At 54.5% G+C, this 24,701-nt stretch carries 27 protein-coding genes and 1 pseudogene; 10 read left to right on the top strand and 18 right to left on the bottom strand.

Translation table 11 applies throughout. The features are described 5' to 3' along the window. A pseudogene (locus IR141_RS05455) lies at window positions 1-116 on the bottom strand (IS1595 family transposase); the annotation flags it as partial. Between the two features lie 26 nt (window positions 117-142). Further along, window positions 143-334, bottom strand: a complete 192-nt coding sequence (locus IR141_RS05450) for a hypothetical protein (RefSeq protein ID WP_135034637.1) — start codon at window positions 332-334, stop codon at window positions 143-145. A 141-nt stretch (window positions 335-475) separates the two neighbouring features. Between IR141_RS05450 and betB the strand changes: the two genes are divergently transcribed. The 3 genes from betB (at window position 476) to betA (ending at window position 4,660) form a co-directional block, all read left to right on the top strand. Further along, the gene (gene betB, locus IR141_RS05445; protein WP_135034636.1) at window positions 476-1,939 is read left to right on the top strand and encodes a betaine-aldehyde dehydrogenase; all 1,464 of its coding nucleotides are present in this window, start codon (window positions 476-478) and stop codon (window positions 1,937-1,939) included. Window positions 1,940-1,968: 29 nt separating this feature from the next. Further along, window positions 1,969-2,499, top strand: coding sequence for a hypothetical protein (locus tag IR141_RS05440; protein ID WP_135034635.1), 531 nt, complete (start codon window positions 1,969-1,971; stop codon window positions 2,497-2,499). A gap of 466 nt (window positions 2,500-2,965) precedes the next feature. Continuing rightward, window positions 2,966-4,660, top strand: coding sequence for a choline dehydrogenase (gene betA / locus IR141_RS05435; RefSeq protein WP_135034641.1), 1,695 nt, complete (start codon window positions 2,966-2,968; stop codon window positions 4,658-4,660). A 394-nt stretch (window positions 4,661-5,054) separates the two neighbouring features. On the opposite strand, the gene IR141_RS05430 is transcribed toward betA, so the two are convergent. Continuing rightward, complete coding sequence (locus IR141_RS05430; protein WP_135034634.1) at window positions 5,055-5,366, bottom strand: porin; 312 nt, start codon at window positions 5,364-5,366, stop codon at window positions 5,055-5,057. Window positions 5,367-5,414: 48 nt separating this feature from the next. Between IR141_RS05430 and IR141_RS05425 the strand changes: the two genes are divergently transcribed. Both IR141_RS05425 and IR141_RS05420 read left to right on the top strand, forming a co-directional pair. Then, window positions 5,415-5,600 carry a hypothetical protein gene (locus IR141_RS05425; RefSeq protein ID WP_135034633.1) on the top strand — a complete coding sequence of 62 codons (186 nt, stop codon included), beginning with the start codon at window positions 5,415-5,417 and terminating at the stop codon, window positions 5,598-5,600. Between the two features lie 75 nt (window positions 5,601-5,675). Next, window positions 5,676-6,479: a carbon-nitrogen hydrolase family protein gene (locus IR141_RS05420; RefSeq protein ID WP_135034632.1), complete on the top strand. Its 804-nt coding sequence runs from the start codon at window positions 5,676-5,678 to the stop codon at window positions 6,477-6,479. A gap of 626 nt (window positions 6,480-7,105) precedes the next feature. On the opposite strand, the gene IR141_RS05415 is transcribed toward IR141_RS05420, so the two are convergent. The 4 genes from IR141_RS05415 to IR141_RS05400 all read right to left on the bottom strand — a co-directional run bounded on the left by IR141_RS05415 (window position 7,106) and on the right by IR141_RS05400 (window position 10,661). Next, complete coding sequence (locus IR141_RS05415; protein ID WP_135034631.1) at window positions 7,106-7,525, bottom strand: murein L,D-transpeptidase; 420 nt, start codon at window positions 7,523-7,525, stop codon at window positions 7,106-7,108. A gap of 25 nt (window positions 7,526-7,550) precedes the next feature. Next, window positions 7,551-8,012, bottom strand: coding sequence for an outer membrane protein assembly factor BamE (locus tag IR141_RS05410; protein WP_135034630.1), 462 nt, complete (start codon window positions 8,010-8,012; stop codon window positions 7,551-7,553). Window positions 8,013-8,078: 66 nt separating this feature from the next. Further along, complete coding sequence (locus IR141_RS05405; RefSeq protein ID WP_228068170.1) at window positions 8,079-9,542, bottom strand: YadA C-terminal domain-containing protein; 1,464 nt, start codon at window positions 9,540-9,542, stop codon at window positions 8,079-8,081. A gap of 456 nt (window positions 9,543-9,998) precedes the next feature. Then, entirely contained in the window at window positions 9,999-10,661 is a 663-nt protein-coding gene (locus IR141_RS05400) for a histidine phosphatase family protein (RefSeq protein ID WP_135034629.1), read from the bottom strand. Window positions 10,662-11,456: 795 nt separating this feature from the next. Between IR141_RS05400 and IR141_RS05395 the strand changes: the two genes are divergently transcribed. Both IR141_RS05395 and IR141_RS05390 read left to right on the top strand, forming a co-directional pair. Then, on the top strand, window positions 11,457-12,461 hold the full coding sequence (locus IR141_RS05395) for a quinone-dependent dihydroorotate dehydrogenase (RefSeq protein WP_135034628.1): 1,005 nt from the start codon (window positions 11,457-11,459) through the stop codon (window positions 12,459-12,461). Window positions 12,462-12,605: 144 nt separating this feature from the next. Continuing rightward, complete coding sequence (locus IR141_RS05390) at window positions 12,606-12,977, top strand: hypothetical protein (RefSeq protein WP_228068169.1); 372 nt, start codon at window positions 12,606-12,608, stop codon at window positions 12,975-12,977. Between the two features lie 325 nt (window positions 12,978-13,302). Here IR141_RS05390 and IR141_RS05385 read toward each other — a convergent pair whose 3' ends face one another. From IR141_RS05385 to IR141_RS05350, 8 genes are all read right to left on the bottom strand, one after another. After that, entirely contained in the window at window positions 13,303-14,160 is an 858-nt protein-coding gene (locus IR141_RS05385) for a VacJ family lipoprotein (RefSeq protein WP_187001689.1), read from the bottom strand. Then, window positions 14,157-14,435 carry a lipid asymmetry maintenance protein MlaB gene (locus tag IR141_RS05380; protein WP_135034626.1) on the bottom strand — a complete coding sequence of 93 codons (279 nt, stop codon included), beginning with the start codon at window positions 14,433-14,435 and terminating at the stop codon, window positions 14,157-14,159. Before IR141_RS05380 ends, IR141_RS05385 begins: the two co-directional genes overlap by 4 nt. A gap of 3 nt (window positions 14,436-14,438) precedes the next feature. Further along, window positions 14,439-15,038, bottom strand: a complete 600-nt coding sequence (locus IR141_RS05375; RefSeq protein WP_135034625.1) for a phospholipid-binding protein MlaC — start codon at window positions 15,036-15,038, stop codon at window positions 14,439-14,441. Between the two features lie 46 nt (window positions 15,039-15,084). Then, complete coding sequence (gene mlaD, locus IR141_RS05370; protein WP_135034624.1) at window positions 15,085-15,591, bottom strand: outer membrane lipid asymmetry maintenance protein MlaD; 507 nt, start codon at window positions 15,589-15,591, stop codon at window positions 15,085-15,087. Between the two features lie 5 nt (window positions 15,592-15,596). Continuing rightward, the gene (gene mlaE / locus IR141_RS05365) at window positions 15,597-16,373 is read right to left on the bottom strand and encodes a lipid asymmetry maintenance ABC transporter permease subunit MlaE (RefSeq protein ID WP_135034623.1); all 777 of its coding nucleotides are present in this window, start codon (window positions 16,371-16,373) and stop codon (window positions 15,597-15,599) included. A 126-nt stretch (window positions 16,374-16,499) separates the two neighbouring features. After that, entirely contained in the window at window positions 16,500-17,303 is an 804-nt protein-coding gene (locus IR141_RS05360; RefSeq protein WP_135034622.1) for an ABC transporter ATP-binding protein, read from the bottom strand. Window positions 17,304-17,898: 595 nt separating this feature from the next. After that, on the bottom strand, window positions 17,899-19,119 hold the full coding sequence (gene lysA, locus IR141_RS05355; protein WP_135034621.1) for a diaminopimelate decarboxylase: 1,221 nt from the start codon (window positions 19,117-19,119) through the stop codon (window positions 17,899-17,901). After that, window positions 19,116-19,283 carry a hypothetical protein gene (locus IR141_RS05350; RefSeq protein ID WP_167743059.1) on the bottom strand — a complete coding sequence of 56 codons (168 nt, stop codon included), beginning with the start codon at window positions 19,281-19,283 and terminating at the stop codon, window positions 19,116-19,118. Before IR141_RS05350 ends, lysA begins: the two co-directional genes overlap by 4 nt. Window positions 19,284-19,355: 72 nt before the next feature. On the opposite strand from IR141_RS05350, the gene cyaY reads away from it, so the two are divergent. After that, on the top strand, window positions 19,356-19,682 hold the full coding sequence (cyaY, locus tag IR141_RS05345) for an iron donor protein CyaY (protein ID WP_135034638.1): 327 nt from the start codon (window positions 19,356-19,358) through the stop codon (window positions 19,680-19,682). A gap of 350 nt (window positions 19,683-20,032) precedes the next feature. Here the strand turns inward: cyaY and IR141_RS05340 are convergent, their stop codons facing one another. Both IR141_RS05340 and IR141_RS05335 read right to left on the bottom strand, forming a co-directional pair. Next, window positions 20,033-20,272: a hypothetical protein gene (locus IR141_RS05340; protein ID WP_135034620.1), complete on the bottom strand. Its 240-nt coding sequence runs from the start codon at window positions 20,270-20,272 to the stop codon at window positions 20,033-20,035. Window positions 20,273-20,329: 57 nt separating this feature from the next. After that, the gene (locus tag IR141_RS05335) at window positions 20,330-20,572 is read right to left on the bottom strand and encodes a hypothetical protein (RefSeq protein WP_135034619.1); all 243 of its coding nucleotides are present in this window, start codon (window positions 20,570-20,572) and stop codon (window positions 20,330-20,332) included. A gap of 559 nt (window positions 20,573-21,131) precedes the next feature. Here IR141_RS05335 and ygiD point away from each other — a divergent pair. After that, window positions 21,132-21,950 carry a 4,5-DOPA dioxygenase extradiol gene (gene ygiD, locus IR141_RS05330; protein WP_135034618.1) on the top strand — a complete coding sequence of 273 codons (819 nt, stop codon included), beginning with the start codon at window positions 21,132-21,134 and terminating at the stop codon, window positions 21,948-21,950. A 395-nt stretch (window positions 21,951-22,345) separates the two neighbouring features. Here the strand turns inward: ygiD and apbC are convergent, their stop codons facing one another. Then, window positions 22,346-23,425, bottom strand: a complete 1,080-nt coding sequence (apbC, locus tag IR141_RS05325; protein ID WP_135034617.1) for an iron-sulfur cluster carrier protein ApbC — start codon at window positions 23,423-23,425, stop codon at window positions 22,346-22,348. Window positions 23,426-23,580: 155 nt separating this feature from the next. Between apbC and IR141_RS05320 the strand changes: the two genes are divergently transcribed. After that, window positions 23,581-24,549 carry an L-lactate dehydrogenase gene (locus tag IR141_RS05320; RefSeq protein WP_135034616.1) on the top strand — a complete coding sequence of 323 codons (969 nt, stop codon included), beginning with the start codon at window positions 23,581-23,583 and terminating at the stop codon, window positions 24,547-24,549. Window positions 24,550-24,701 lie beyond the last annotated feature (152 nt).

Here is a 24,701-nt window from a genome sequence, read left to right as displayed (position 1 = left end):
GTATTGGGCTGAATACCTAAGATATCGGCAGCAGAACGTGCGGTTACTTCCAATACAAAATATTCAAGCAGTTTTCTTTGCAGACTCTTCTTTAACTTACAGTGGGTTATCTTCATTTTGGCAGCCTATCATGACTGCTAATCTACGTCAGCCCCTTCTTTAATGCGCGCTGCTGAGGCTTGCCGTGCGCATCGTTAATCTGCCCGGTTTGCGCTCCGCATTGCCGCGTCTTAGCTTGAGGGGCGATTTGACGAACCGCCCCACCGGCAACACAGCCGGCCGCTACCGTCTGCACGGCCTGCCGCCCGGTGCCGCAACAAAGCAGATGCGCCATTGTGCCTGCGTCCGGCCTTTATCTTCCAAACCAACCCGCTTCAGGATAAGCCTTTTTCAGACGGCCTGAACCTTTTATTGCGCAGGCCGTCTGAAAATATGTTAGTTTAACAACCCAAACCTGTTTTCATAAGGACTGCCCATGCCCACGCTCACCGCCTACATCAACGGTGCCCGCACCGCCGCAAACCCCGCTGCCGAAACCTTTGCCGACATCAACCCCGCCAACGGTGAAACGCTCGCCCTCGTGCAGCAGAGTACGGCCGAAGAAATCGAAGCGGCAGTGGCTTCTGCCGCAGCGGGGCAGAAAATTTGGGCGTCGATGACGGCGGCAGAACGCAGCCGCATTCTTTTAAACGCCGTGGCAATACTGCGCGGGCGCAATGACGAGCTGGCGCGCATCGAAACGCTCGACACCGGCAAGCCTCTGAGCGAAACCCGGTATGTGGATATCGTTACCGGTGCCGATGTGATCGAATATTATGCCGGTTTGGCGCAGGCACTCGAAGGCCGCCAGATTCCGCTGCGCGAAAACGCGTTTGCCTACACGCGCCAAGAGCCGTTAGGCGTGGTGGCGGGCATCGGCGCGTGGAACTACCCGATTCAAATCGCCATGTGGAAAGCTGCGCCCGCGCTGGCGGCCGGCAACGCAATGGTGTTCAAACCCAGTGAAATCACGCCGATGGGCACGCTGAAGCTGGCGGAAATCTTCACCGAGGCCGGCCTGCCCGGCGGCGTGTTCAATGTGGTGCAGGGAGATTGGCGTGTGGGCGAAGCCTTGAGTACACACCCCGAAATCGCCAAAGTGTCGTTCACCGGCGGCGTGGCCACCGGCAAAAAAGTGATGGCGCAGGCGGCATCGTCTTCTTTGAAAGACATCACTATGGAGCTGGGCGGCAAATCACCGCTGATTATCTGCGAAGATGCCGATTTGGGCTTGGCGGCAGACATCGCGCTGGCGGCGAATTTTTACAGCTCCGGCCAAGTGTGCACCAACGGCACGCGCGTGTTTGTACCCGCCGGGCTGAAGGCGGATTTAGAAGCCGCCGTGCTGGAGCGGGTGGCACGCATCCGCATCGGCAACCCGCTAAACGAGAATGTGAATTTCGGCCCGCTAGCAAGTTTTGCCCACATGGAAAAAGTGCTTGCCTACATTGAACAAGGCAAAGCCGAAGGCGCGCGCCTGATTGCAGGCGGCGGCCGTCTGAAAGAAAACGGCCTCTCCGAAGGCGCCTATGTCGCCCCCACCGTGTTTACCGACTGCACCGATGAAATGACCATCTGCCGCGAAGAAATCTTCGGCCCGGTGATGGGCATTCTGACCTACGGCAGCGAAGAAGAAGTGGTGGCGCGCGCGAATCACACCGGCTACGGGCTGGCCGCCGGCGTGGTATCACCCAACCTCCAACGCGCCCACCGCATCATCGGCAGATTGCAGGCCGGCATCTGCTGGATCAACGCTTGGGGCGAATCACCCGCGCAAATGCCGGTGGGCGGCTACAAACAATCGGGCATCGGCCGCGAAAACGGCGTGCAGACCCTGATGCACTACACCCAAACCAAATCGGTACTGGTGGAGCTTGGGGATTTCCAACCGGTGTTTTAAGGCCGTCTGAAAAATATCAAGGAGCAACGATGGACTTAGGCAGCCTGGGAGAATGGTTAAACGCCCTGATTGCCGCCTGCGCCTTATTTTTGGCATGGCAGGCAGGCAAACAGGCCAAACAGCTTTATCAAAACGACAGGCGTAGGGAGCGGGAGCAGCAAGCCCTGCGGCAAAAACAGGATGCAGTCAGATTTTCGGTGTGGATTGCCGCCGAAAAAGGCAAAATCTATTCATGGGGCATCGTGCTCAATAATGTTTCGGAGCGGCCGCTGTATAACCTGGTGGTTTGCGGCGATTATGCCGGCAAGCACGGGGAGCGTGTGCCGTTTGCTTACAGCGAAACCCGTCTTTTGCCGCCCGGCCGCTTTTTTATTCCGAAAAACTGCGATGATACCCTGCCCTATGCGTTTAAATACCCCGAAATCTACGATGAAAATAAGATACAGCCCTTATTGGTAACCAAAAAACACCGCATCATCAGCGTTTCGTTTACCGACAGCGACGGCCTGCAATGGCAGGCAGACGACAAAGGCAATCTGCAGAGAACCAACCCGACATAACGCAAAACCGCAACGCGCCGGTTTGCTGCTCCAACGTTTTCAGACGGCCTCTAAGCCGACACAGAGCCTGCTTAAGCCGTCTGAAAACATGATGCACCGTTTCTGTATCTGAAACGGCACGGAATCTGAAACGGCACGGAATATCCGCCAACCCGCCCTACCACTGTGGGAAGCAGCCTGTTTTTTGCCCTGCCGGAAAAAGCAGGCAAAAAAGCGGCGGCGGCAACCGCTCCGCAATGCGGACAGCACCGCACAACGTGATTTTGCCGGGCGTGCCAACCCGCACCGTGCCAACCCGCAACGCTTTGCATTGCGCAAACAAGCACACGCCCTTATCCGCCCAAATCCTGTTCGGCTGTTGCAGCAGACTCAGGCACGGCCGTTCCGACAAAACAGCGGCTCAAACATTTTGACTGACGGCTTGAGTGCACCGAAAGGCCGTCTGAAAAACAAAAAAGGATTTTCGATGACCCACCCCCTCAAACCCGCCTACGACTACATCATCATCGGCGCCGGCAGCGCGGGCTGCGTGTTGGCCGCGCGCCTGACCGAAGACGAAAACGTGTCCGTGCTGCTCCTGGAGGCCGGCCTGCCCGACTACCGCCTCGACTTCCGCACCCAAATGCCCGCCGCACTGGCCATGCCGCTGCAGGGCACCACCTACAACTGGGGCTACCAAACCGAGCCCGAGCCGTTTATGAACCACCGCATCATGGATTGCGGGCGCGGCAAAGGCTTGGGCGGCTCATCGCTGATTAACGGCATGTGCTATATCCGCGGCAACGCGCTCGACTTCGACCACTGGGCGCAAAAGCCCGGCCTGGCCGATTGGACTTATCACGACTGCCTGCCCTATTTCAAAAAAGCCGAACACCGCGATGCGGGCGAAAACGCCTATCACGGCGGCAGCGGGCCGATACACGTTACCACCGCCAAACCGGGCGCAAACCCGCTGTTTGAAGCCATGATTCAGGCCGGCGCGGATGCCGGCTACCCGCGCACCGATGATTTGAACGGCTATCAGCAGGAAGGCTTCGGCCCGATGGACCGCTTCGTAACCCCCAACGGCCGCCGCGCCTCTGCCGCGCGCGGTTATCTCGATATGGCGCGCCACCGAGAGCGGCTCACCATACTCACCGGCGCACTAACCGATGTGGTGCTGTTTGACGGCAAACGCGCGCGCGGCGTGCGCTTTCAACATCAGGGCCGTCTGAAAACGGTTGAAGCGCAGCGCGAAGTGATGGTGTGCACCGGCGCCATTGCCTCGCCGCAGATTCTGCAACGCAGCGGCATCGGCCCCGGCTCATGGCTCAAAGAGGCCGGCGTGGCCGAAATACTCGACCTGCCCGGCGTGGGCAGCAACCTGCAAGACCATCTCGAGCTATACATACAATACGAATGCAGAGAGCCGGTTTCCATCGCGCCCGCCACCCGTTGGTGGAACCAACCCGCCATCGGCGCCGAATGGCTGTTTTGCGGCACCGGTTTGGGTGCCACCAACCATTTTGAAGGCGGCGGCTTTATCCGCAGCCACGAAAAATTTGCCTGGCCGAATATCCAATACCACTTTCTGCCGATTGCCGTGCGCTATGACGGCCGCAACGCCAGCAAAGCCCACAGTTTCCAGGCGCACGTCGGCTCGATGCGCTCGCCCAGCCGCGGCCGCGTGAAACTCAAATCGGCCGATCCTGCCGAACATCCGAGCATTCTTTTCAATTACATGAGCCACAATCAAGATTGGGAAGAGTTCCGCGCCGCCATCCGCATCACCCGCGAAATCATCAACCAGCCCGCACTCGACCGTTACCGCGGCGCGGCGATTACGCCGTCTGAAAGCCTGCAAAGCGATGCCGAACTGGACGAATATGTGCGCAACCATGCCGAAACCGCCTACCACCCTTCCTGCACCTGCGCGATGGGCGAAGGCAACGAAGCGGTAACCGACGGTGAAGGCCGCGTACACGGCATCACCGGCCTGCGCGTGGTCGATGCCTCGATTATGCCCGACATCATCACCGGCAACCTCAACGCCGCCACCATTATGCTGGCCGAGAAAATCGCCGACAAAATCCGCGGCCGCGCCCCGCTGCCCAAGTCGGACGCGCCTTATTACCGTGCCGATGGCGCGCCGGTGCGCGGCGAACCGAAACGCGGCGGATAACGCAAGCAGGCCGAAACCGCCGCAAGCCGCTTTAGCCGTCTGAACACACCTGCATCATGCCCGGGCTTGGCCCGAATGTTTCGCTGTTTCAAAAGAAACGGAGCCTTTGCAACATCCGTTCAGGCCGTCTGAAAAACCTATTTCCCGCCATGCCCGCGCAGGAGAAAACCGAATCTTTTAAAAATCAAATGTTTTTGATTGCAATATTCTGTGAAAAATAAAATCAAACACCGCCTGCGCGGAAATGGCGACAGTGGGATATTTCAGACGGCCTGAATGAGTTTGGCAACGGTTTCGAAACAACAGATACGCGGATACGGCGGGCATAAACCATACAGGCTGTCTGAACGTTTTCAGACGGCCTGTATGGTTCGAAACCGTTCCGCTATCTTGCTCAATTCGGTATATTCAGCCCGCCGCCTGCCTTCTTCTCGCGGAAATAGTCGCGCATCGAGCCGCTGCTGCCGGCCGGCGCCTCCTGCTCGAATTTCCACACCGCATTGGTTGCGCCCCCGCCTATCCGGTGCAAACCGCTCAAGCCGATATAGCTGCCGAAATCGCTTACCGAAGCGCGGCTGCGGCTCTCGCTGCCTGTTTTGGTTTGCGACACTTCCACACCGCTGCGGATATTGCCGTAGAGCCGCACTTGCGCCGCCGCCACCGCCGGCAGCAGTGCCGCCAGCAGCCAAACCGTTGTTCTGTTCATGATTACACCTTTATCGCTCATCCGTTAAAATCAACACAGGGCGGCAGCTTGCCGCCCATACACGCCATACACACCGTTTCTGTTGCCGTTTCAGCGGCCGGCAAAACCGCTCTCTGCCAGCCCAAGCAAGCCGCCGCCGTGATGGTTTCCAATAAGCTGCCGAGACTCCCCTTTGTTTCCGCCGCCAAGCCAAGCCGCGGCGGAAATGCAGAAAACCCGCCGTATCGGGTGTAAAAAGTGTAACAGATAGGCGGTAAATAAATCATAATAAACGCAAAGCCGCCCGGCCGTCTGAAACAGGAGACTCCCATGCACACTCTGCGCGCCGCCGCCGTCCAAATGGTATCCGGCACCCGTCCCGAAGAAAACATCCGCACCATGCAGCGTTTGGTGGAAAAAGCCGCCGATGCCGGCGCCGACTGGGTTGTATTGCCCGAATACTGGCCGCTGATGGGCACCGGTGATGCCGATAAGCTCGCTGTGGCCGAGCCTTTGGGCAACGGCGTTTTTCAGACGGCCTTAAGTGAAACTGCCAAACAAAACCGTGTGGTGCTCTTCGGCGGCACGGTTCCGCTGCAAAGCCCCGACCCGGATAAAGTGTTCAACACCCTGCCGGTTTACGGCCGCAACGGCGAATGTATCGGCATTTATCACAAAATGCATCTGTTTGGCTATTCGGGTTTGGGCGAACGCTATGCCGAAGCCGACACCATTTCGGCCGGCGCAGGCGTGCCGCATTTCAGCGCAGACGGCATCAATGTGGCCGCAGGCGTGTGTTACGACCTGCGTTTTCCCGAATTTTTCCGCGCCCAACTGCCGTTTGAAGTGATGGTATTGCCCGCCGCCTTCACCTACACCACCGGCAAAGCGCACTGGGAGCTGCTGCTGCGCGCCCGCGCCGTTGAAAACCAATGCTATGTTATTGCCTCTGCGCAAGGCGGCACACACGAAAACGGGCGGCGCACCTTCGGCCACAGCATGATTATCGACCCGTGGGGCGGTATTCTCGATGTTTTGCCCGAAGGCGAAGGCATGGTAACGGCCGAGATTGATGCCCGCCGCCTGCAAAGCGTGCGCACCCGCCTGCCTGCGTTGGCGCACCGCCGCCTGTAAATGCCGGGCTATCAGGCCAAACCCGCATATGGCGCAGGTGTTGGCAAGATAGCGATAGATTCTGCTCCGCATACCCTTTATCAAAGCAAAGGCCGTCTGAAACATGTTTTTCAGACGGCTCCAATGAGTTTGCAGTTAAGGTAGTTTTGCAAAAGCCCCTCGCGGCCGTCTGAAAACTTAACGCCAATACTCCTGCCCGCAATATCCGTCTTCCACCTGAGCGGCAGATGTTTGATTATCAGGCCGAGCCCGATAATCAAGCAGGTGTCTGTAAGATACCGATATAGGTTTTTGGCAACACCAAGGCCGTCTGAAACCGATTCTTTCAGACGGCCTTTTTAGGGAATACCCGCTGTAACGGCATCAAACCGTTTCCGACACCTAATCGGCCGCTGCTTGGGCTTGCAAAAACGTGCTCTTTGCGCCGATACCGGCACCGCAGCAAAACCACAAACCGAGCCCTGCCGACACGGCATTATACCGGCAGCCGGCCGGCAAGCCTGAAACGCCTGCGCCCGTTATGTTCACGGCCGGATGCCGGCCTGCATACCCTGCATCGAAGCCGGGGCCGTCTGAAAATCTGTTTCAGACGGCCCCGGATTTGGAAAATACCTGCTGCAACGGTATCAGACCACTTCCAGCACAAAATAGGCTTTCAGCTTTTCGTATAAATCATCGGTAACGTTGATGCAGCCGTTGGTCATCACGCGCTCCTTCACGTTAGAAGAAGCGATGCGCTCCATGCGGCGTTCCTGGGGCTTGAGTTTCCACACGCGGTGGACGGCAAACATAAAATCGCCGTCTTCTTTAAACTTCATCACATCGCCGCCATAGCCCCGCTGGGTGGTTTTCACGATATTCAGATCAAACGTGCCTTTGGGTGTGGTTTTGCCGATTAATACGGGATAACAGCGGTTGTTTTCCAAACACAGCTCGGCGCGGTCGGTATAAACCACTGCTTTGCGTTTTTTCAAATGCTCAATGCTGCCGGCCCGGGCAGCTACACCCAAGCCGAGCAGCACGGCAATCACTGCAAGTTTGTTCATTACAGTTTCTGCTGGTTGCGCACGCTTATTGGCGGATGCGTTTCGGAGAAGTTTCCACTTCGCGGATAATCACTTCGCGAACGGGCTCTTTCTCTTTCGGACCGCAGCCTTCGGGCAGCCAGAAGAAGCTTTGCGCGTTCATTTTCTTGTCGAACAAGATTTTGTATTGGCAAGTTTTGTGTTCGCCGTTTTCACGGTAGTTGAACAGATAATCCCACTCGCGCACGAAGTATTGGCCTTCGTTGAAATGCGGGCGGCCAATCAGGTTGTAGATTTGGTCTTTATTCATGCCCGCTTCAATCTGGCGCACATTGTCCCAATTGGGCCAAGAGCCGTGTTGGCTGCCGCTGTGGCGGAAAGTGGTTTTTTCGGGATTCGGCCATACGGGGCTGTCGGTAGTGCCTTCTTTACTTACTTTGCTCAAATTGCCGCAGGCAGCCAAAGCAAGAGCGGCGGCCACGGGTAAAATCAATGCAGACAGTTTCATTATGATTTCCTTTCAATCATTCAATCTTTGAGAAAGGCCGCCGTTTTCAGACGGCCTCTGCCGTTATTACCACTGGTAACCCAGGCTGGCACCCCAATTGACATCTTTGCGGGTGTTTACGCCCACGCCGAATTTGGTCGACCATTTGTTATTGTCGGAGTTATGCGCATAACCCACGGCCAAAGCCTGTTGGTTTTTATAACCGCCCACAGCGGCAGAAACCAAGCTCTTGCCCGGCTCGTTGGGGCGTTGCAAAAAGCCGATGGCGGTGGCACCGGCGATACCGGCACGCAGATCTTTGTCCAAATCATTCACACGGTTACCCAACGCATCGACACGTTGGTTATAGTTGTTGCTGATATTGGTAATCTGGTTGCCCAAGTTGGTGATGTTGGTGGTGTTGGTGTCCACCTGCTGTGCCACGCTGTAGAGCTGGCTGCCGTTGATGGCATCGGTGCTGGTGGCGTTGATGCGGCCGGCGGCAACGTTGCTCACGGTGCGCTCGTTACCTGCAGAACCCACACTCACGGTGCCCTTGGGCGAAGTACCCGCAAAGCCGCTGTAAGTGAGATTGCCCACGGTGGCAGAGTTGGTGGAAACATAAGCCGAGGTGGTAGAGTTCGCGCCCAAGGCCACAGAATTTGCCAAAGAAGCATTGGCAAAGCGGCCTAAAGCCACGGAGTTTTCGGCCGATGCGGCAGCGTTGCGGCCCAAAGCCGCGCTGTCGTTGGCAGATGCATTGGCAGCCACACCCAAAGCCACACTGTTGGTGCCGCCGGCCTTGGCGGCATTACCGCCTGCAAACGAATTGACTGCAGAAGCCGCCGATCTCAAGCCCAAGGCTACGCTGCCGGTGCCGGAGGCATTGGCAGAAGTGCCGAAGGCAGTGCTGTTCACACCGCTGGCTTTGGAACCTACACCGGCGGCAAGTGCATTAACGGCAGAGCTGTTGGAATGAAGGCCGATGGCGGTGGCATTTTGCCCCGAGGCAACAGAGCGGGTGCCGATGGCGTTGGAATGCTGGCCGCTGGCATTAGCCGCGCCGCCGAAAGCATTGGCATAGTTGCCGCTGGCGCGGGATTCTTGACCCAAAGCAGTACTGTATCCGCCGCTGGCAATGGCTCTGCGGCCGATGGCAGTGTCGGCGTTTTTCTGCGCTTCGGCCAGATTGCCCAAAGCAGTGGCAGAAATACCGGTAGCTTTGGTTTGCGCACCCAGCGCAACCGAACCGTTTTGAGTGGATTGACTGATGGTGCCGATAGCCACCGAACCTTGATTGGTTGCGGTGGGGCCGTGGCCGATAGCTATCGCATAGCGGCCGCTGGCACCCAAGCTGTCTTTATTGTTGTTGGCCGAAGCGGTGTTTACACCCACAATGCCGCCCACACTCACATATTGAACATTTTGGGTTGTGCCTGCCACATAAGCCGCATTGGCATATGCGCCTGATGACACTGCCATCAGGCCGGCGGCAACAGAAACCGCCAACAGGCGGGGTTGTGCATTGATTTGAACATTTTTACGGTTCATGGTTATCTCCCGATATGAAAGAAGAGTATCGTTCCAGCCTGAATCATCTGGCTCGGCCACAAACAGCCTTATCCTGCTTTTGCAGAACCGGCTTTCCGATACGGTTGGTTGAAACAATTGAAACCCGGCCGAAGCCAATCAATGTTTGGCGGCCTTATTCGTTTCTTGCTTCCAATAATATAACTTAACGGCATTTGACTAAAGTAAAATTTTAAAATGAAGTCTAAGTTTTTATTACTGTTTTTATCAATATTGGGTATATTTCTTACAAAAATAATAACTTTAGACAATAATTCCAACATTATTTATTTACTGTTCTTGTTTTAATTTATATATAAATTTACATTTATTTAATAAATAATTTATAAAAACATATTTCTTTACTTATTTTATTCATAAAGCATTAAAACAAAGAAACCAATCGGAAACAACCTATGCAATATTCAATTTGTTTATTTATGAATATTGGATATTTTTACTTAAAATCCGCCACTTACCGCTATTGAAATAAAGTTTCAAAACTGTTGTATTTTTTACACTTCTATATAAAACGGCTGCAGAATCTATACTTTTCAACAACGCGGTAATCGCCATTCCGTGCGAAACCAATAACACATTGCCGCCTTTGGGCACGTTTTCAACCAGCTGGTTCATGCCCTTTTGCAAACGGCCGACAAACTGCCTTTCCGTTTCCGCCAATTTTAAAGGGTCGAGAATGCTGACACTCTCTGCCAATATATTATGCGTACCGTGGCGGTAACGGTTCAACCAGGTTTCCACGTCAGCCTCGCCCTGATGCGCCGCCGCCATTTCATATACAGTTTGCCTTTTCTCACCTTCAAAACCCCCGAAACAATATTCGCACAATGCTTCCAATGGTGTTATTTGCAACGCGGCCTGATCCGCCGCCTGCAAAACCAAGCGCGCGGTTTCCAATGCGCGCGGGCTGGTGCTGGCAAATGCCGCATCAAACACCACCTCCCCCTTCAGGCTGCTGCCCAACGCCGATGCCGCTGCCCTGCCCTCTTGCGTCAACGGCGAATCGCTCCATCCCTGCAAACGTCCTACCGTGTTGAATACGGTTTTGCCGTGGCGCACCAAATAAAGTGTGATTTCCATGTTTTATCCTTAAAAACTTTCTAAAAAACTTTCTGCTTTCAGACGGCCTGTTGTTTCGTTGCCCTCATAAAAAATCCAATTGTTAATATATTCTGTTTTCAACATTATCAGAAGCCGCTGCAAAATTTATAAAATAATGCCGTCTATCGCCATTTTCTCCTAGCGGAAACTTATGTTAGATTTTCATAAGATATTAAAATAAAACAATTTATTTTTTACGGCTGTATTCCACCTTGCCCGGCAATGGCAATAATCGGGCATTTCAGACGGCCGCAACAGATTTTACAAAGGCACCATTTGATAGCAGAACAACACAGAACCCAACAAACCGGAAGCAGTCGGGATACAACGAATCCGTTTCAGTTCCGCTACAGCATGGCTGCACTTCGGTTCAAAAAAACCGTTTTACAAGCCGCTCGGGCCGCAACAGAACCGTTTCTGTAATATCTGCAATCTCTGCGGCTTTTGCAGCCTTGTGCTGAAAATAAGCTGCCTACTCTAGAAGGCGGCACAGCCCGCCTTGTTGTGCTTTTTTCCGCCCATTCCTTTATATTTAATATTTATTTTTGGAGCCGGCTATAGCCGTCTGACGGGCGGCAATACCGCAGCGTTCTGTTTCGCCGTCATACAAAACCCGTCCTACGCAACATTAACGTCCTTCCGCCGCAGTTTGCCCTACTGCCTTTTTGCGCCATCGCATACTCCCTATCCGAAACTGCCCGAAATATAGCCGTTCAGGTAAAATAACGCTTGACCGGCATTTATATTTCTTACTCGCTAAACGGCTTATTCATTATGTATTCTTTTCTACGTCCCTTTTTGTTCAAAACCGACCCCGAAAAAGCACACCACTTCACCTTGGCCGCGCTCGGCACCGCCTACCGGCTCGGGCTGCTGCCCAAAGTCAATAGCCAAACCCGCCCGACCCGCCTGATGGGGCTAGATCTGCCCAATCCCGTGGGGCTGGCCGCCGGCATGGATAAAAACGGGGAATATATCGATGCACTGGCCGCACTGGGCTTCGGCTTTATCGAAGTGGGCACCATCACACCTCGCCCGCAAAGCGGCAATCCGCAACCGCGCCTGTTCCGCCTGCCGGAGCACGAAGCCGTAATCAACCGCATGGGTTTCAACAACCACGGTATCGATGCGATGGTGAAAAATATCCAAAACAGCCGCTACAACGGCGTTCTCGGCATCAATATCGGCAAAAATGCCGACACCCCCATCGAAAAAGCAGCCGATGATTATTTGGCCTGTTTGGAAAAAGCCTATGTTCATGCAGGCTATATCGCAGTGAATATTTCTTCGCCCAACACCAAAAACCTGCGCGACCTGCAGGGCAGCGATGAATTGAGCCGGCTGCTGTTTATGTTGAAAAACAAGCAATCACGCCTGGCTGCCGTACATAACCGTTATGTGCCGCTGGCGGTAAAAATCGCCCCCGACTTAAGCGAGGCACAAATTGCCGACATCGCCCATATCGCCGAACAAACCGAAATCGACGGTATCATCGCCACCAACACCACCATTGACAAAACCGCTCTCGGCGGCCATGCGCTGGCAGGAGAGCAAGGCGGTTTGAGCGGCAGCCCCGTGCGCGGAAAAAGCAACCGGGTACTCACACAGCTCGCACAGCATCTCAACGGCAAAGTGCCGGTTATCGGCGTGGGCGGCATTCTCAGCGGGGAAGATGCAGCGGAAAAAATGCGCTTGGGCGCCACCGCCGTGCAACTCTACAGCGGTATGGTGTTTCGAGGCCCCGATCTGGTTCGCGACTGCTTGAAGGCCTGCGTTTAAGGCATGAAAAAAATCAAACCGCCGTCCGATTATTGGATTTTTAAAGTAACAAACAGCCTGAAAATCCTGCTTGTTTTTGATTTTATCCCAACATGAAAAACGGGGTTCCTTATCACCCATTCGAGATCAAAGGCAGTTTTGCGCTTGATAAACAAAGATGGAACTGCCTTACCTATCTTTTTAGGAGGACAGATGCTGCCGGATAACTTAGTGAACCGCTGTCGTGCCATCCGCACGGCCTATAGAGCGCTGGAAATCAAACACCATAGGGCAGAATGGTCTATTGAAGAGGACTTACTGGCCTTATCCAACGACATCGGCAATATGAACCGCCTGATCATGACCAAACAAGGCCGTTACTACGATGAAACGCCATATAGGCTAGAACATAAACTTGCTGAGAATATCTGGTGGCTGATCGAGCTGGCCGACCGTCTTAACATAGATATTCAAAAAGAGATGGAAGCCTTTTTGGCGGAGAAAGAAAAACAATTCGGGATAACCGATAAGGGCTGAAACCCGCCCGGGCAGCCCGTAAAACCAACTCTTTAAGTACCCCGCTCCGCTTTAAAACAACCTCATGGGCTTACCGGTTCACATTATTGTGTGCGGCTTGCGCTGCCTGATGCTGATTTTACGGATTAGCCATACCACGGCCAAATCCGGGCATAGCGGCGGTTATACGGACAGCGGGCTCTTGTCCAATCCGCCTCAGGCCGTCTGAAATGCAAAGGCCCTCTGAAATGCAAAGGCCGTCTGAAACGCAAAGGCCCTCTGAAAAACAAAAAAGCAGGGCTGCGTTTCTGCTCTTTTGTTTTTCAGACGGCCTTATTGGTTATTGCTAACTGTCGGGATGCCACAGCGTCAATATTCCGCCCCGGGCTTCCGGCATATCCGGGCTGCTTGCTTGCGGTTGTGCTTCGGCAGCCTGCTCCGTTGCGGGCGTATATTCCCGTGCCGGCGGCGGGCTGTTTTCATCGGAAACCAAATCATCGATGTCGATTTCTTCATCAGCACCCTGCGGCAGAGCAGAGCCGGTTTGGCGGGCGCGCATTTTCATAAAGAGATCACGGGTATAGGCATATTTGTCGATGGCAGCATCGTTCAAGCTGTCGGTCAAATCCAGATACTGCTCGCGGATGTTGGCAGCCCTCAGGCTTTGCAGTGCAATTCTTCCCGCAGGTTTGGGGAACACCACATTATCGATGGGGTAAAAGGTGGTGATGGTGCTGCCGATGCTGTCGCGCACGGTAGAAGGCCCGGTGAGCGGATAAACAAAATAGTTGCTGTTTTTCCAGCCCCAAGAAGCAAAAGTGTCGCCCAAGGTGTTTTTATTGTTGGGAACGCCGCCCGCATCGGCAATATTGATTAAGCCGCCCAAGCCGAAAGTGGAGTTGATGCCCACGCGCACAAAGTCTTCGCTGCTGCGCTTGATGTCCAGCCGCAACAGGTTGCTGCCCATGCTGACCACATCGCGCAGATTGTCGAAAAAGTTGGTTACGCCCGTCCGCACGGGTTTCGGCGTTACGGCGCGGTAGCCCCGGGCTACGGGGGAGAGAACGTATTTATCGGCGGTGTCGTTCACTTTGAACATCACACGGTTGTAACGCTCGTAGGGGTCGGCCGGATTGCGTTCGGCCAGGGCGGGCCGGGCGGCGGTAAGGCTCAATACAATCAGGATAATGGCAGATTTTTTCACGGATTCACCCATTCGTTGATTTCATACAATTCGGCCAAGGTTTGAACCGAGGTGGGAATACCGCGCAAAAGCGGTGCTTCAGGCTTGGCACGCAAAGCACCCAACAGCAGCGATACACAGGCCGAATCGGCGCGCTCCACACCCGAAAAATCAACAGCGGCGGTTTCTTTCAGACGGCATTGCTGCTCAAAACGGCTGTAAACGGCCTGCGTAACGGTTTTCACCGTTACGTTGCCGCCCACATACAGCACGCCGTTGCGTACTTCTGATTCCATGGTTTATCTGCCGCCGTTTTTCGATTTCAATTCGGCAATCAGGCCATCGATACCTTTGTTTTTAATGGTTTCGCCAAACTGGTTGCGGTATACCGTTACCAGGCTCGCACCCTCGATGGCCACGTTGTAGGCACGGTATTTGCCGCCGCTCTGATAGGTGCTGAAATCCATCATCACAGGCTTACCGCCGGGCTGGGTGATTTCGGCGCGCACCACCACTTCTTTGCCGCCACGGTTTACCACGGGGTTGTCTTTCACCACCACGTTGGCGTTTTTGTATTTCAACATCGTGCCGGAATAAGTGCGGATCAGCAGGGTTTGAAACTCTTTCGACAATACCTGTTTCTGCGCCGGTGTGGCCTCGCGCCACGGGTTGCCCACCGCCAGCGCAGTCATGCGTTGGAAATCGAAGTTGGGCAGAGCATAGCTTTCGGCTTTGCGGCGCACGGCGGCATCGTTGCTGCCGTTGGCTTCTTTCAAGATATCCAACACTTGGGTGGCATTGGTACGCACTTGGTTAACCGCTTCGGCCGGTGTGGCAAAAGCAAGGTTGATGCTCAGCAGGCCGATGCCAAATGCGCTGAATAAGGCTGATTTTTTCATGGTTGGTTTTCCTATCGGATTTCTTGTCGATGAATCGAAACAACAACTACTCGGCAGCAGAGCCGCTGCCTGCGGCTTCCGAACCGCCCGAGCTTTTCTCGGCAAAGCCGGTCATAAACTTGCCGATCAGGTTTTCCAGCACCATAGCCGATGCGGTTACGGTGATGGTGTCGCCTGCGGTAAGGTTTTCTGTCTCACCGCCCTGTTGCAGGCCGATATATTGTTCGCCCAAGAGGCCTGAGGTGAGAATCTGCGCCGACACATCGGTGCTGAACTGATAGCGGCTGTTTAAATCAAGGCTCACTTTGGCCTGGTAGCTTTTCGGGTCGAGCTGTATGCCGCCCACACGCCCCACCAACACGCCGGCCGCTTTCACGGGGGCATTCACTTTCAGGCCGCCGATGTCGGTGAAATCGGCATACACCGTATAGGTTTGGCCGGATCCCCCGCCTACTGCCGCGCCGCCTGCCACGCGGAAGGCCAAAAAGCCCACGGCAGCCGCCCCCAGCAAGACAAACAAACCGACCCAAAGTTCCAAAACACTCTTTTTCATGGCAGTTACCCGGTAAACATCAATGCAGTCAAAATAAAATCAATCGCCAGCACGGTGAGCGCCGACGACACCACCGTGCGGGTGCTCGCGCGCAGAATCCCTTCCGATGTGGGCACGCAGTGAAACCCTTGGTGTACGGCAATCAGCGTAACGGCCACACCGAACACGGCCGATTTAATCAAACCGTTTACCACATCATATTGAATGGAAATATTGCTCTGCATCTGCGACCAGAAAATGCCGCTGTCCAACCCCAAATATTGCACACCAATCAAATAGGCGCCGTAAATGCCCGCCACATTGAAAATCGAAGCCAGCAGCGGCATCGAGGCTACGCCCGCCCAAAAACGCGGCACCACCACGCGGGCAACGGGGTTGACCGCCATCACATTCATCGCTTCGAGCTGTTCGGTGGTTTTCATCAGGCCGATTTCGCTGGTCATCGCGCCGCCCGCGCTGCTGGCAAACAGAATCGCCGCCAACACCGGGCCGAGCTCGCGCAGCAGGCTCGCCGCCACCATATAGCCCAGAATATCCGCCGATTTGAATTTGGAAAGCTGCGTATAGCCCTGCAAACCCAACACCATGCCCACAAACAGCCCCGACACCGCCACAATCAGCACCGAGAGCACGCCCGCAAAATACATCTGGCGCACGCTCAGCCGAAAGCGCAGCAAAGCCGTGCCTGATTTGGCGAGTATCTGCACAAAAAACAGACACACACTGCCGAGCGCGCGGATAAAGTTAAGGGTTTTCGCCCCTGTGGTTTGAATAAAATTCATGGTTTCTTCAATATGGGTGTTTTTTCAGACGGCCAAACCCTCTGCCTGCATTATTCCGATATTCCAAATTATTCCAAATTGCTTTTTTCAGACGGCCGCTGCCGCAAGGCCGTCTGAAAGCACGGGTCAGCGACCCAGCAAATCCTGCTGCAAACCGGTGGCGGCCGGATAGCGGAACGGCACGGGGCCGTTGGGCAGGCCTTCTACAAACTGCTTCACCCACGGCGAATCCTGCCGGCGCATGGCTTCGGGCGTGCCTGAAAACACGATTTCCCCATCGGCCAAAAAAACCACCTGGTTCACAATCGCCAGCGACTGCCCGACATCGTGCGTTACCATCACGCTGGTGGAGCGCAAGGCTTTGTTGATGCGGCTGATCAAATGCGCAATCACGCCCAGCGAAATCGGGTCGAGGCCGGTAAACGGCTCATCGTAAAGCATGATTTCCGGGTCGAGCGCGATGGTGCGCGCCAGTGCCACCCGCCTGGCCATACCGCCAGACAATGCAGACGGCATCAGTTTTTCCACGCCGCGCAGGCCGACTGCATTCAATTTCAACACCACCAAATCGCGGATAACCGCTTCGGGCAGGCGGGTGAGCTCGCGCATGGGAAACGCCACATTGTCAAACACCGTCAAATCGGTAAACAGCGCGCCGTGCTGAAACAGCACGCCCATGCGGCGGCGGTGTTCGTAAAGTTCGCCCGCCCCCATCTGCGCCAAATCGCGCCCCTCCACCAACACCTGCCCCTGCTGCGGGTGGAGCTGGCCGGTTATCAGGCGCATCAGCGTGGTTTTGCCGCTGCCCGAGCCGCCCATAACGGCCGCAAAATTACCCTGCTCGATGGTGAAGTTGATATTGTGAAGAATCGGGCGTTCGCCATAGGCAAACGCCACATTTTTCATTTCGATAAAAGGAGAAAGGCTCATGCAGGTGGAAGAGATTGAAATTTCGACATTTTAATTATTTACACAGCCGAGGGCAATTTTTCAGACGGCCTTTGCGTGCAAAAAATACACGAATGTATGTAAATTACTGAAATTATTCTACTTCACAGCCAACGAAAAACCCTGAAAAATACAACAGAACGGCCTAGACGGAAACTGTGGCCGTAATAATGTTACAAACAGCTTCCCCGAAATTTTGCAGCACAGCATCATCAGCCGTTTGCCCGGTTTCAGGCAGGTTTCAGGCCGAATGTTGCCGCTGCGGCATCGCAGGTTTACCGAACGGGCAACGGAATCCCGATGCCGTATCGCAGAAAGCGGGCAACGCTATGCACATTGTGAATCGGCTTCGGCCGGATTTTTAAGGATGCGCGAAATTTGCGCATGGGCGTTTACGGCAGGCAAGGCCGTCTGAAAAAATGCTTTTCAGACGGCCGTATATGTTGGAATCGGCTGAGATGTATCAATCCCACAAGGCGGGCGCAGGAGTTGGCGGCAGCCCGCTGCCGGGCAGGTGCAGTTTGATGCGTTTGTCGGATCGGGGTTCGCTGCCCTGCCCTGCCGGAAAGGCACGCCGCTACAAACACGCCGTTTCGTTGGCCATTTGCTGTTCCCACGTTTCACGCCGGCGGATTAGGCGGGCTTCGCTGCCGTTTACCAGCACTTCGGCCGCTCTGTTGCGGGTGTTGTAGTTGCCGGCCATACTGCTGCAATAGGCACCGGCATCGGCAACCAGCAGCAAGTCGCCTGCTTCGCAGGCAAGCTCGCGCTCTTTGCCGAGAAAATCGCCGGTTTCGCAAATGGGGCCGACCACATCGGCAACAAACGGCTGCCGTTTTTTCTGCCCGACCACTTCGATGCGGTGGTAGGCATGGTAAAGCGCGGGGCGCATCAAATCGTTCATGGCGGCATCGACAATCACAAAGTTTTTTTCTTCGCCCTGTTTCACAAATTCAACCCGCGTCAGCAATGTGCCGGCGCGGCCGACCAGGCTGCGGCCGGGTTCGAGTACCAGCTTTTGGCGGCGGCCGGCCATCATGCGGGCAACGGATTGGGCATAGGCATTCAGATCGGGGGCATTTTCATCGCGGTAGACGATGCCGATGCCGCCGCCCAAGTCGATATGCTCCAACTCGATGCCTTCTGCGGCCAAGCGGTCGACCAGCAGCAGAATGCGTTCGCAGGCTTCGACAAGCGGGCTTAAATCGGTGAGCTGCGAACCGATGTGGCAGTCGATGCCGGTGATTTTCAGACGGCCCAACCCCGCAGCATAGCGGTAGGCAGCAGGGGCATCGGCGTAGGCAATGCCGAATTTGTTGGATTTCAGGCCGGTGGAAATATAGGGGTGGGTTTTGGCATCGACATCGGGGTTGATGCGCAGCGAAACGGGCGCGGTTTTGCCGATGCGTTCGGCCACGGCCTGAATGCGGTCAAGCTCGGGCAGACTTTCCACATTAAAACACAACACCCCCGCGTTTAAGGCGAACTCAATTTCGGCCTCGCTTTTGCCCACGCCCGAAAAAATCGTTTTGCCCGCATCGCCGCCTGCGGCCAGCACACGCGCCAATTCACCGCCGGAAACAATGTCGAAACCGCTGCCGAGCGCGGCAAAATGTTTGAGTATGCTCAGATTGCCGTTGGCCTTCACGGCATAACACACCAGCGGGTTCAGGGTGGCAAAAGCATCGGTGTAGGCGCAGAAAGCACCGGTAAGTGCCGCTTGGCTGTACACATAAAGCGGCGTGCCGAATTCGCCGGCAAGGCGGCTGTAGGGGGTTTGTTCGCAATACAGGGTCATGGCTGTTTCGGGGAGTCGGCAGGTTTTTCAAAGGGCTGCCCGATGCCGGTTTGAATCACACCGAAGCGGGCATCATCGTTTTCTTTGGGCAGGTAGAGGTTGCCTTTAAAGCCGCAGCTGCACAGCAGCAAAAAGGCGGGCAACAGCAGGATGGGTTTCATCATGAGTCTTCCGTAGGGTGCGTTAATGTGGCAAGATGCGGCATCTTAAACAAAAATATTCCGATACACAAAGCCATCATGACCGAAAGTGAATTTTTACAGCATTCCGATGCTTTATTTGCCCACATCGAAGACCGGCTGGACGAAGGCGGCTGGGATTTTGATTGCCGTTTGAACGGCAACGTGCTCACCATCGAAGCAGAAGGCGGCGCACAGATTATCATCAACCGCCACACGCCCAATCAGGAGCTGTGGATTGCCGCCAAAAGCGGCGGCTACCATTTTGCCGAAAACAACGGCCGCTGGCTCTCCGCCCGCGACGGCAGCGAATTTTTTGCCGTGCTCAATCAGGCATTAAGCGCTGCGGCGGGCGAAGAAGTGCGGGTGGAAGCGTTCGGTTAACGCCCGCTTTTGATTCTATGAAGGTTTGAGGCCGTCTGAAAAGTTTTCAGACGGCCTCAAACATAAAAAATATAAAGAAAAATGAACCGACTCCGAATCATTGCCTACAGCTATTTGGAGCTATTTGAATATTTTCGGCTGATAAAAAGGTGGGCGGCATAAAGCAAATCGGCAATATATGCCGTTGAAAGAATCGGCATAACGGTATATATGCCTTGTATATTTAACGGTTTGTATACCAAAAAATATGCAGCTGAAAAGCAAACCAGAATATATACCATTCTAATCGGGGGATTGTTTTGCATATCCGAGTTTCCGATTGAAGTAAATATTTTAGATAAAATCCGTTTTTATTTTTCTTTGTTTTTCCCAAACGCTTTTTGGTTAAAAGCCTTATTTAATAAGAAATTGACCGGCACAAAAATAAGTGTGGCAATAACGGTAAACTTAAGGGCTTCCCCAATTGTCGGATACATTAAAAAATAAGAGGACAACAACATAAATATAAAAAAGATACTTCCCGAAATCAATATAAATCTTCCAATATTCATAACAACTCCTATAATTATATCAATCAACCACATCGGCATAACAGATAGCTTAGATAAAACACACTAAGCTATCCTAATCTTGCTAATAATTAAGGATTACCAAGCATTGCTGATTACTGCTGCGCCAAAACCGCCAACAAAACCACCAACCGCTCCCAAGCCTGCACCAACGGGGCCGCCTGAAGCACCGGCAATACCGCCACCAACGGCAGTTGCCGTGCCTATTGCAGCAGCTCTGCCCCAATTGACCCTACCCCAATCCCAACCACCTGCAACCAAATCCAGTTCAGTCATGGTTAATTCCTGCATACCCATATTGTTCACGGTCAAAGCTGTCATAATAATACTCCTATCTTCTATAAAAAATTAATGAAACATAGATTTTCCGATAATAAATATCAAACAAATCTGGTTCGTATGAGTTCCATCGACTTAATTTTGTTTCGTTTAATTAAGTTTTTTTGCAATAAAAATTTATAAAAAATTAACCATAAAATCATATTATTGATATAGGCTTGCAGAGTGATATATAAAATATGAATATATGGCATGATTCCACCATAAAACGGTATCCGAACCATCTGATATATGTTTTTCCAAAACACCGCCATGTATCAGTAGTTATTTTTCCTATATGCCGCAAGGATGTTAACGCTTGGTTTTTAATTTGATATTTCCCATAATATTAACTTTTGAAAGTTTGTTGCTTTCCGCCATTTATCCGATGAATAGGCTTTCCTGTTGAGGCCGTCTGAAAGTTTTCAGACGGCCTCAAACCATGTCGGATTAAATTTCCCAGTAGGAAAAGATAAATCAACAAACAGCCTATTTATCAAACAAAAGGGCAGTCTTATACTGACTGCCATTCCATGATACAGAGATACATAAAGGTTTTGCCATGAAACTGCCCGTTTTATTCCTCGGCCACGGCAGCCCGATGAACGCCGTGCGCGACACGCCTTACAGCCGCAACTGGCGCAGGCTCGGCTCGGCATTACGGCAGCACTACCGCGGCAGAATCCGCGCCGTACTGGCCGTTTCCGCCCATTGGTGCACCGACGGCACCGCCGTAACCGCCATGCCCGACCCGCGCACCATCCACGATTTCGGCGGCTTTCCGCAGGAATTGTTCGCTATGCGCTATCCCGCGCCGGGCAGCCCCGGGCTGGCCGCCGAAATCCGCTCGCTACTGGGTGAACACGCCGTGGCCGCCGATTTCGGCTGGGGCTTGGACCACGGCACTTGGAGCGTGTTGTGCCATCTGTTTCCCGAAGCCGATATTCCCGTGGTGCAGCTGAGCCTGAATGTGAATCTCGATGCACCTGCCCATTTCGCGCTTGCCCGCCGTTTGGCGCCGCTGCGCGAACAAGGCGTGCTGATTGCGGGCAGCGGCGACATCGTCCACAACCTGCGCCTGATGGACTGGCGCGCGCCCGACTCAACCGGCAACGCCTACGAATGGGCACAAAGCGCGCGCATTTTGGTGAACGGCTGGCTGGAAAACGGCAACACGCAGGCACTCACCGATGAGGCAGCCTACCCGCCGGCGCTGCATCTGGCTGCGCCCACGCCCGAGCATTGGCGGCCGCTGCTGTATGCCGCCGGTGCCGCCGCTTCAGACGAACCGTTGCAGATTTTCAACGATGACATCATCGGCAAATCGCTGAGCATGACTTCGGTGGTGTTCGGACACGATGCGTTGTTTGAAGCGGTGTGATGCGTAGAAAAACCGATACGGGTTGGTAAAATCAGGCCGTCTGAAAAACTTTTCAGACGGCCTGATACTTTGCTTTTCGGGCACTGCGCCTGATTAACCGGTAACTTGTTCCTTCCCCCGCTCTTGCGGGGGGAAAGTTAGGTTGGACGACAACCGTGCTTGGACTCCGTTGTTGTTCCTTCCCCCGCTCTTGCAGAGGAAAGTTAGGATAGGGCTTAAGTGCATGAATAAATGTTTTGCAGCTTGGGCAACCATCCTTCCCCTAACCCCGTCCCACCGGCGGGACGGGGCAGGCTTCTGTTGTCTCCACCCTATCCTACGATACAACTCATTTTGCAAAAGTTTCAGGCCGTCTGAAAAGTTTTTTTCAGACGGCCTGACCGCCTCTTAAACCTTTATTCCACCACGATTTTTGGAAAACGGCTGCTGAAATCTCTGCCTTTGTCGGCCACTGCCAGCGCAATCTGCCAGGCGGCTTCGGTGTAGATTTCTGCAATCGCCGGCTGCGCCTGCTGCATGGCAAACGCCGTGCCATTGTCCATCGCCTCGCGCACGGGCAGGCTCAGCGGCAGTTGCCCCAGCAGCGGCACCCCCAGCTTGGCGGCCAGGTTTTTGCCGCCATCGCTGCCGAACACGGCTTCGGCATGGCCGCAATTGGAGCAGATGTGCACCGACATATTCTCTAACACGCCGAAAATCGGGATATTCACTTTGTGAAACATATCCACCGCTTTGCGTGCATCGATTAAGGCAATATCTTGCGGAGTGGTTACCACCACCGAGCCGGTTACGGGGATTTTCTGCGACAGGGTAAGCTGGATATCGCCGGTGCCGGGCGGCAGGTCGATGAAGAGATAGTCCACACCGTTCCACTCGCTTTGGAACAGCAGCTGCTGCAACGCTTGGCTGAGCATGGGGCCGCGCCACACCACGGCCTGATCGGTATCGATCAGAAAGCCTATCGACATCACCTGTATGCCGCCTTCGGCCTCAACGGGAATCAATTTTTGGTCGGCCTGCGCAGGCTTGCCCCCGGCCACGCCGAGCATGGTGGGTTGGCTGGGGCCGTAGAGATCGGCATCGAGCACGCCCACGCGCGCGCCCATGCGCGACATGGCGGCGGCCAAATTGGCGGCGGTGGTGGATTTGCCCACGCCGCCTTTGCCCGAAGCGATGGCGATGATGTTTTTCACACCCTTGATGGTGGCCACGCCCGGCTGCACTTTATGCGTGCCGATCAGCACATCGATGCCCAAGTGAACCGGCGCGCCGCCGGCAAGCGGCGTTAAGGCCGTCTGAACGCGCTCGGCCAGCTCCTGCCTGATGTGGGCAACGGGAAAGCCAAACTGCAAACAGACATGCAGGCCGTCTGAACGCGCCTCTGCCTGCATCACGGCTTTGTCGCTGCCCAGCGTGCGGCTGCTGCGGGGGATTTCAACCGCATCCAATGCAGCCCTGATTTCTGAAATATTCATGTATGCACCCTTTTCGCGTATCAAGTTTGAGGCAACAAATAACAGGCCGCATTTTAGCAGAAGCCGGCACAACCGCGCCGCCCTTCAGACGGCCGCCCCTCTGCCTGCGCTTTCCTTTATAATCACAACCGCTTCACATCACAAAAGGATAGAAAATGACTAAAAAAGTAGGCAACAAAGTGGTGGTTGTCGGCACCGGCGCCGTGGGCATCAGCTACGCTTATTCGATGCTCAACCAAGGCCATTGCGATGATATGGTATTGATTGATCTCAACCGCAAGCGCGCCGAAGGCGAAGCGCGCGACCTGCGCCACGGCGTGCCCTATGCCCCCACCCCCACCCGCGTTTCAGTGGGCAGCTATGCCGACTGCTCCGATGCCGACATCGTCTGCATCTGCGCCGGCCTGCCGCAACGCCCGGGCGAAACCCGGCTCGATCTCATCGACAACAACCTCAAAGTGTTCCACAGCATCGTTACCGCCGTGATGGCCTCGGGCTTCAACGGCATTTTTTTGGTGGCCACCAACCCTGTGGACGTGCTCTCCTACGCCACCTGGAAATTTTCCGGCCTGCCCAAAGAGCGCGTTATCGGCTCCGGCACCATTCTCGACACCGCCCGTCTGCGCGTGTGTTTGGGCAACGAATTCCAAGTTGCCCCCGTGAGCATCGATGCCATGATGATCGGCGAACACGGCGACAGCGTGATTGCCGCCTGGAGCACGGCCAACATCGCCGGTATGCCCCTGAAACAGATTCTCGAGCAGGAAGCAGACGGCAAAGCCCATATGGAAAAAATCTACCGCAACGTGCGCAACGCCGCCTATGAAATCATCGATGCCAAAGGCTCCACCAGCCACGGCATCGGCATGGGTTTAAGCCGTATTTCCAACGCTATTCTGCACAATCAGAGCGTGGTGCTCACCGTTTCGACCCTGCTCGAAGGCGAATTCGGCCAAGACGGCGTATATATCGGCGTGCCCGCCGTGATCAACCGCCGTGGCGCGGTGCGCGTGATCAACAAACCGCTGGACGAAAGCGAATCGGCACTGTTTGCCGAGTCTGCCCGCCTGCTCAAAGGCTGCCAGCAGAAAGTGGACGAATTTCCGGCAGCCCGAGCCGTCTGAAAAAACGCAAGAAAACCATAAGGCCGTCTGAAACTTTTTTTCAGACGGCCTGAGATTTGAAAAATACCGCAGCCGGAATCGGCACTGTTTGCCGAGTCTGCCCGCCTGCTCAAAAGCTGCCAGCAGAAAGTGGACAAATTTCCGGCAGCCCG

This window comes from Neisseria sp. 19428wB4_WF04 (assembly GCF_015235335.1).
In the GTDB taxonomy this organism is placed as follows: domain Bacteria; phylum Pseudomonadota; class Gammaproteobacteria; order Burkholderiales; family Neisseriaceae; genus Neisseria; species Neisseria musculi.
This window is presented reverse-complemented; position numbering and strand designations above follow the sequence as displayed.

Excerpts from the sequence above, each read along its gene's own strand:
- lysA (WP_135034621.1), bottom strand. The coding sequence starts at position 19,119 with ATGACCCTGTATTGCGAACAAACCCCCTACAGCCGCCTTGCCGGCGAA.
- IR141_RS05335 (WP_135034619.1), bottom strand. The coding sequence starts at position 20,572 with ATGACAGCTTTGACCGTGAACAATATGGGTATGCAGGAATTAACCATG.
- IR141_RS05420 (WP_135034632.1), top strand. The coding sequence starts at position 5,676 with ATGCACACTCTGCGCGCCGCCGCCGTCCAAATGGTATCCGGCACCCGT.
- IR141_RS05350 (WP_167743059.1), bottom strand. The coding sequence starts at position 19,283 with ATGATGAAACCCATCCTGCTGTTGCCCGCCTTTTTGCTGCTGTGCAGC.
- betB (WP_135034636.1), top strand. The coding sequence starts at position 476 with ATGCCCACGCTCACCGCCTACATCAACGGTGCCCGCACCGCCGCAAAC.
- IR141_RS05380 (WP_135034626.1), bottom strand. The coding sequence starts at position 14,435 with ATGGAATCAGAAGTACGCAACGGCGTGCTGTATGTGGGCGGCAACGTA.
- IR141_RS05395 (WP_135034628.1), top strand. The coding sequence starts at position 11,457 with ATGTATTCTTTTCTACGTCCCTTTTTGTTCAAAACCGACCCCGAAAAA.
- ygiD (WP_135034618.1), top strand. The coding sequence starts at position 21,132 with ATGAAACTGCCCGTTTTATTCCTCGGCCACGGCAGCCCGATGAACGCC.
- IR141_RS05405 (WP_228068170.1), bottom strand. The coding sequence starts at position 9,542 with ATGAACCGTAAAAATGTTCAAATCAATGCACAACCCCGCCTGTTGGCG.
- IR141_RS05430 (WP_135034634.1), bottom strand. The coding sequence starts at position 5,366 with ATGAACAGAACAACGGTTTGGCTGCTGGCGGCACTGCTGCCGGCGGTG.
- mlaE (WP_135034623.1), bottom strand. The coding sequence starts at position 16,373 with ATGAATTTTATTCAAACCACAGGGGCGAAAACCCTTAACTTTATCCGC.
- apbC (WP_135034617.1), bottom strand. The coding sequence starts at position 23,425 with ATGAATATTTCAGAAATCAGGGCTGCATTGGATGCGGTTGAAATCCCC.
- IR141_RS05410 (WP_135034630.1), bottom strand. The coding sequence starts at position 8,012 with ATGAAACTGTCTGCATTGATTTTACCCGTGGCCGCCGCTCTTGCTTTG.
- IR141_RS05400 (WP_135034629.1), bottom strand. The coding sequence starts at position 10,661 with ATGGAAATCACACTTTATTTGGTGCGCCACGGCAAAACCGTATTCAAC.
- betA (WP_135034641.1), top strand. The coding sequence starts at position 2,966 with ATGACCCACCCCCTCAAACCCGCCTACGACTACATCATCATCGGCGCC.
- IR141_RS05450 (WP_135034637.1), bottom strand. The coding sequence starts at position 334 with ATGGCGCATCTGCTTTGTTGCGGCACCGGGCGGCAGGCCGTGCAGACG.
- IR141_RS05360 (WP_135034622.1), bottom strand. The coding sequence starts at position 17,303 with ATGAGCCTTTCTCCTTTTATCGAAATGAAAAATGTGGCGTTTGCCTAT.
- IR141_RS05415 (WP_135034631.1), bottom strand. The coding sequence starts at position 7,525 with ATGAACAAACTTGCAGTGATTGCCGTGCTGCTCGGCTTGGGTGTAGCT.
- IR141_RS05340 (WP_135034620.1), bottom strand. The coding sequence starts at position 20,272 with ATGCCGATGTGGTTGATTGATATAATTATAGGAGTTGTTATGAATATT.
- IR141_RS05440 (WP_135034635.1), top strand. The coding sequence starts at position 1,969 with ATGGACTTAGGCAGCCTGGGAGAATGGTTAAACGCCCTGATTGCCGCC.
- IR141_RS05320 (WP_135034616.1), top strand. The coding sequence starts at position 23,581 with ATGACTAAAAAAGTAGGCAACAAAGTGGTGGTTGTCGGCACCGGCGCC.
- IR141_RS05375 (WP_135034625.1), bottom strand. The coding sequence starts at position 15,038 with ATGAAAAAATCAGCCTTATTCAGCGCATTTGGCATCGGCCTGCTGAGC.
- mlaD (WP_135034624.1), bottom strand. The coding sequence starts at position 15,591 with ATGAAAAAGAGTGTTTTGGAACTTTGGGTCGGTTTGTTTGTCTTGCTG.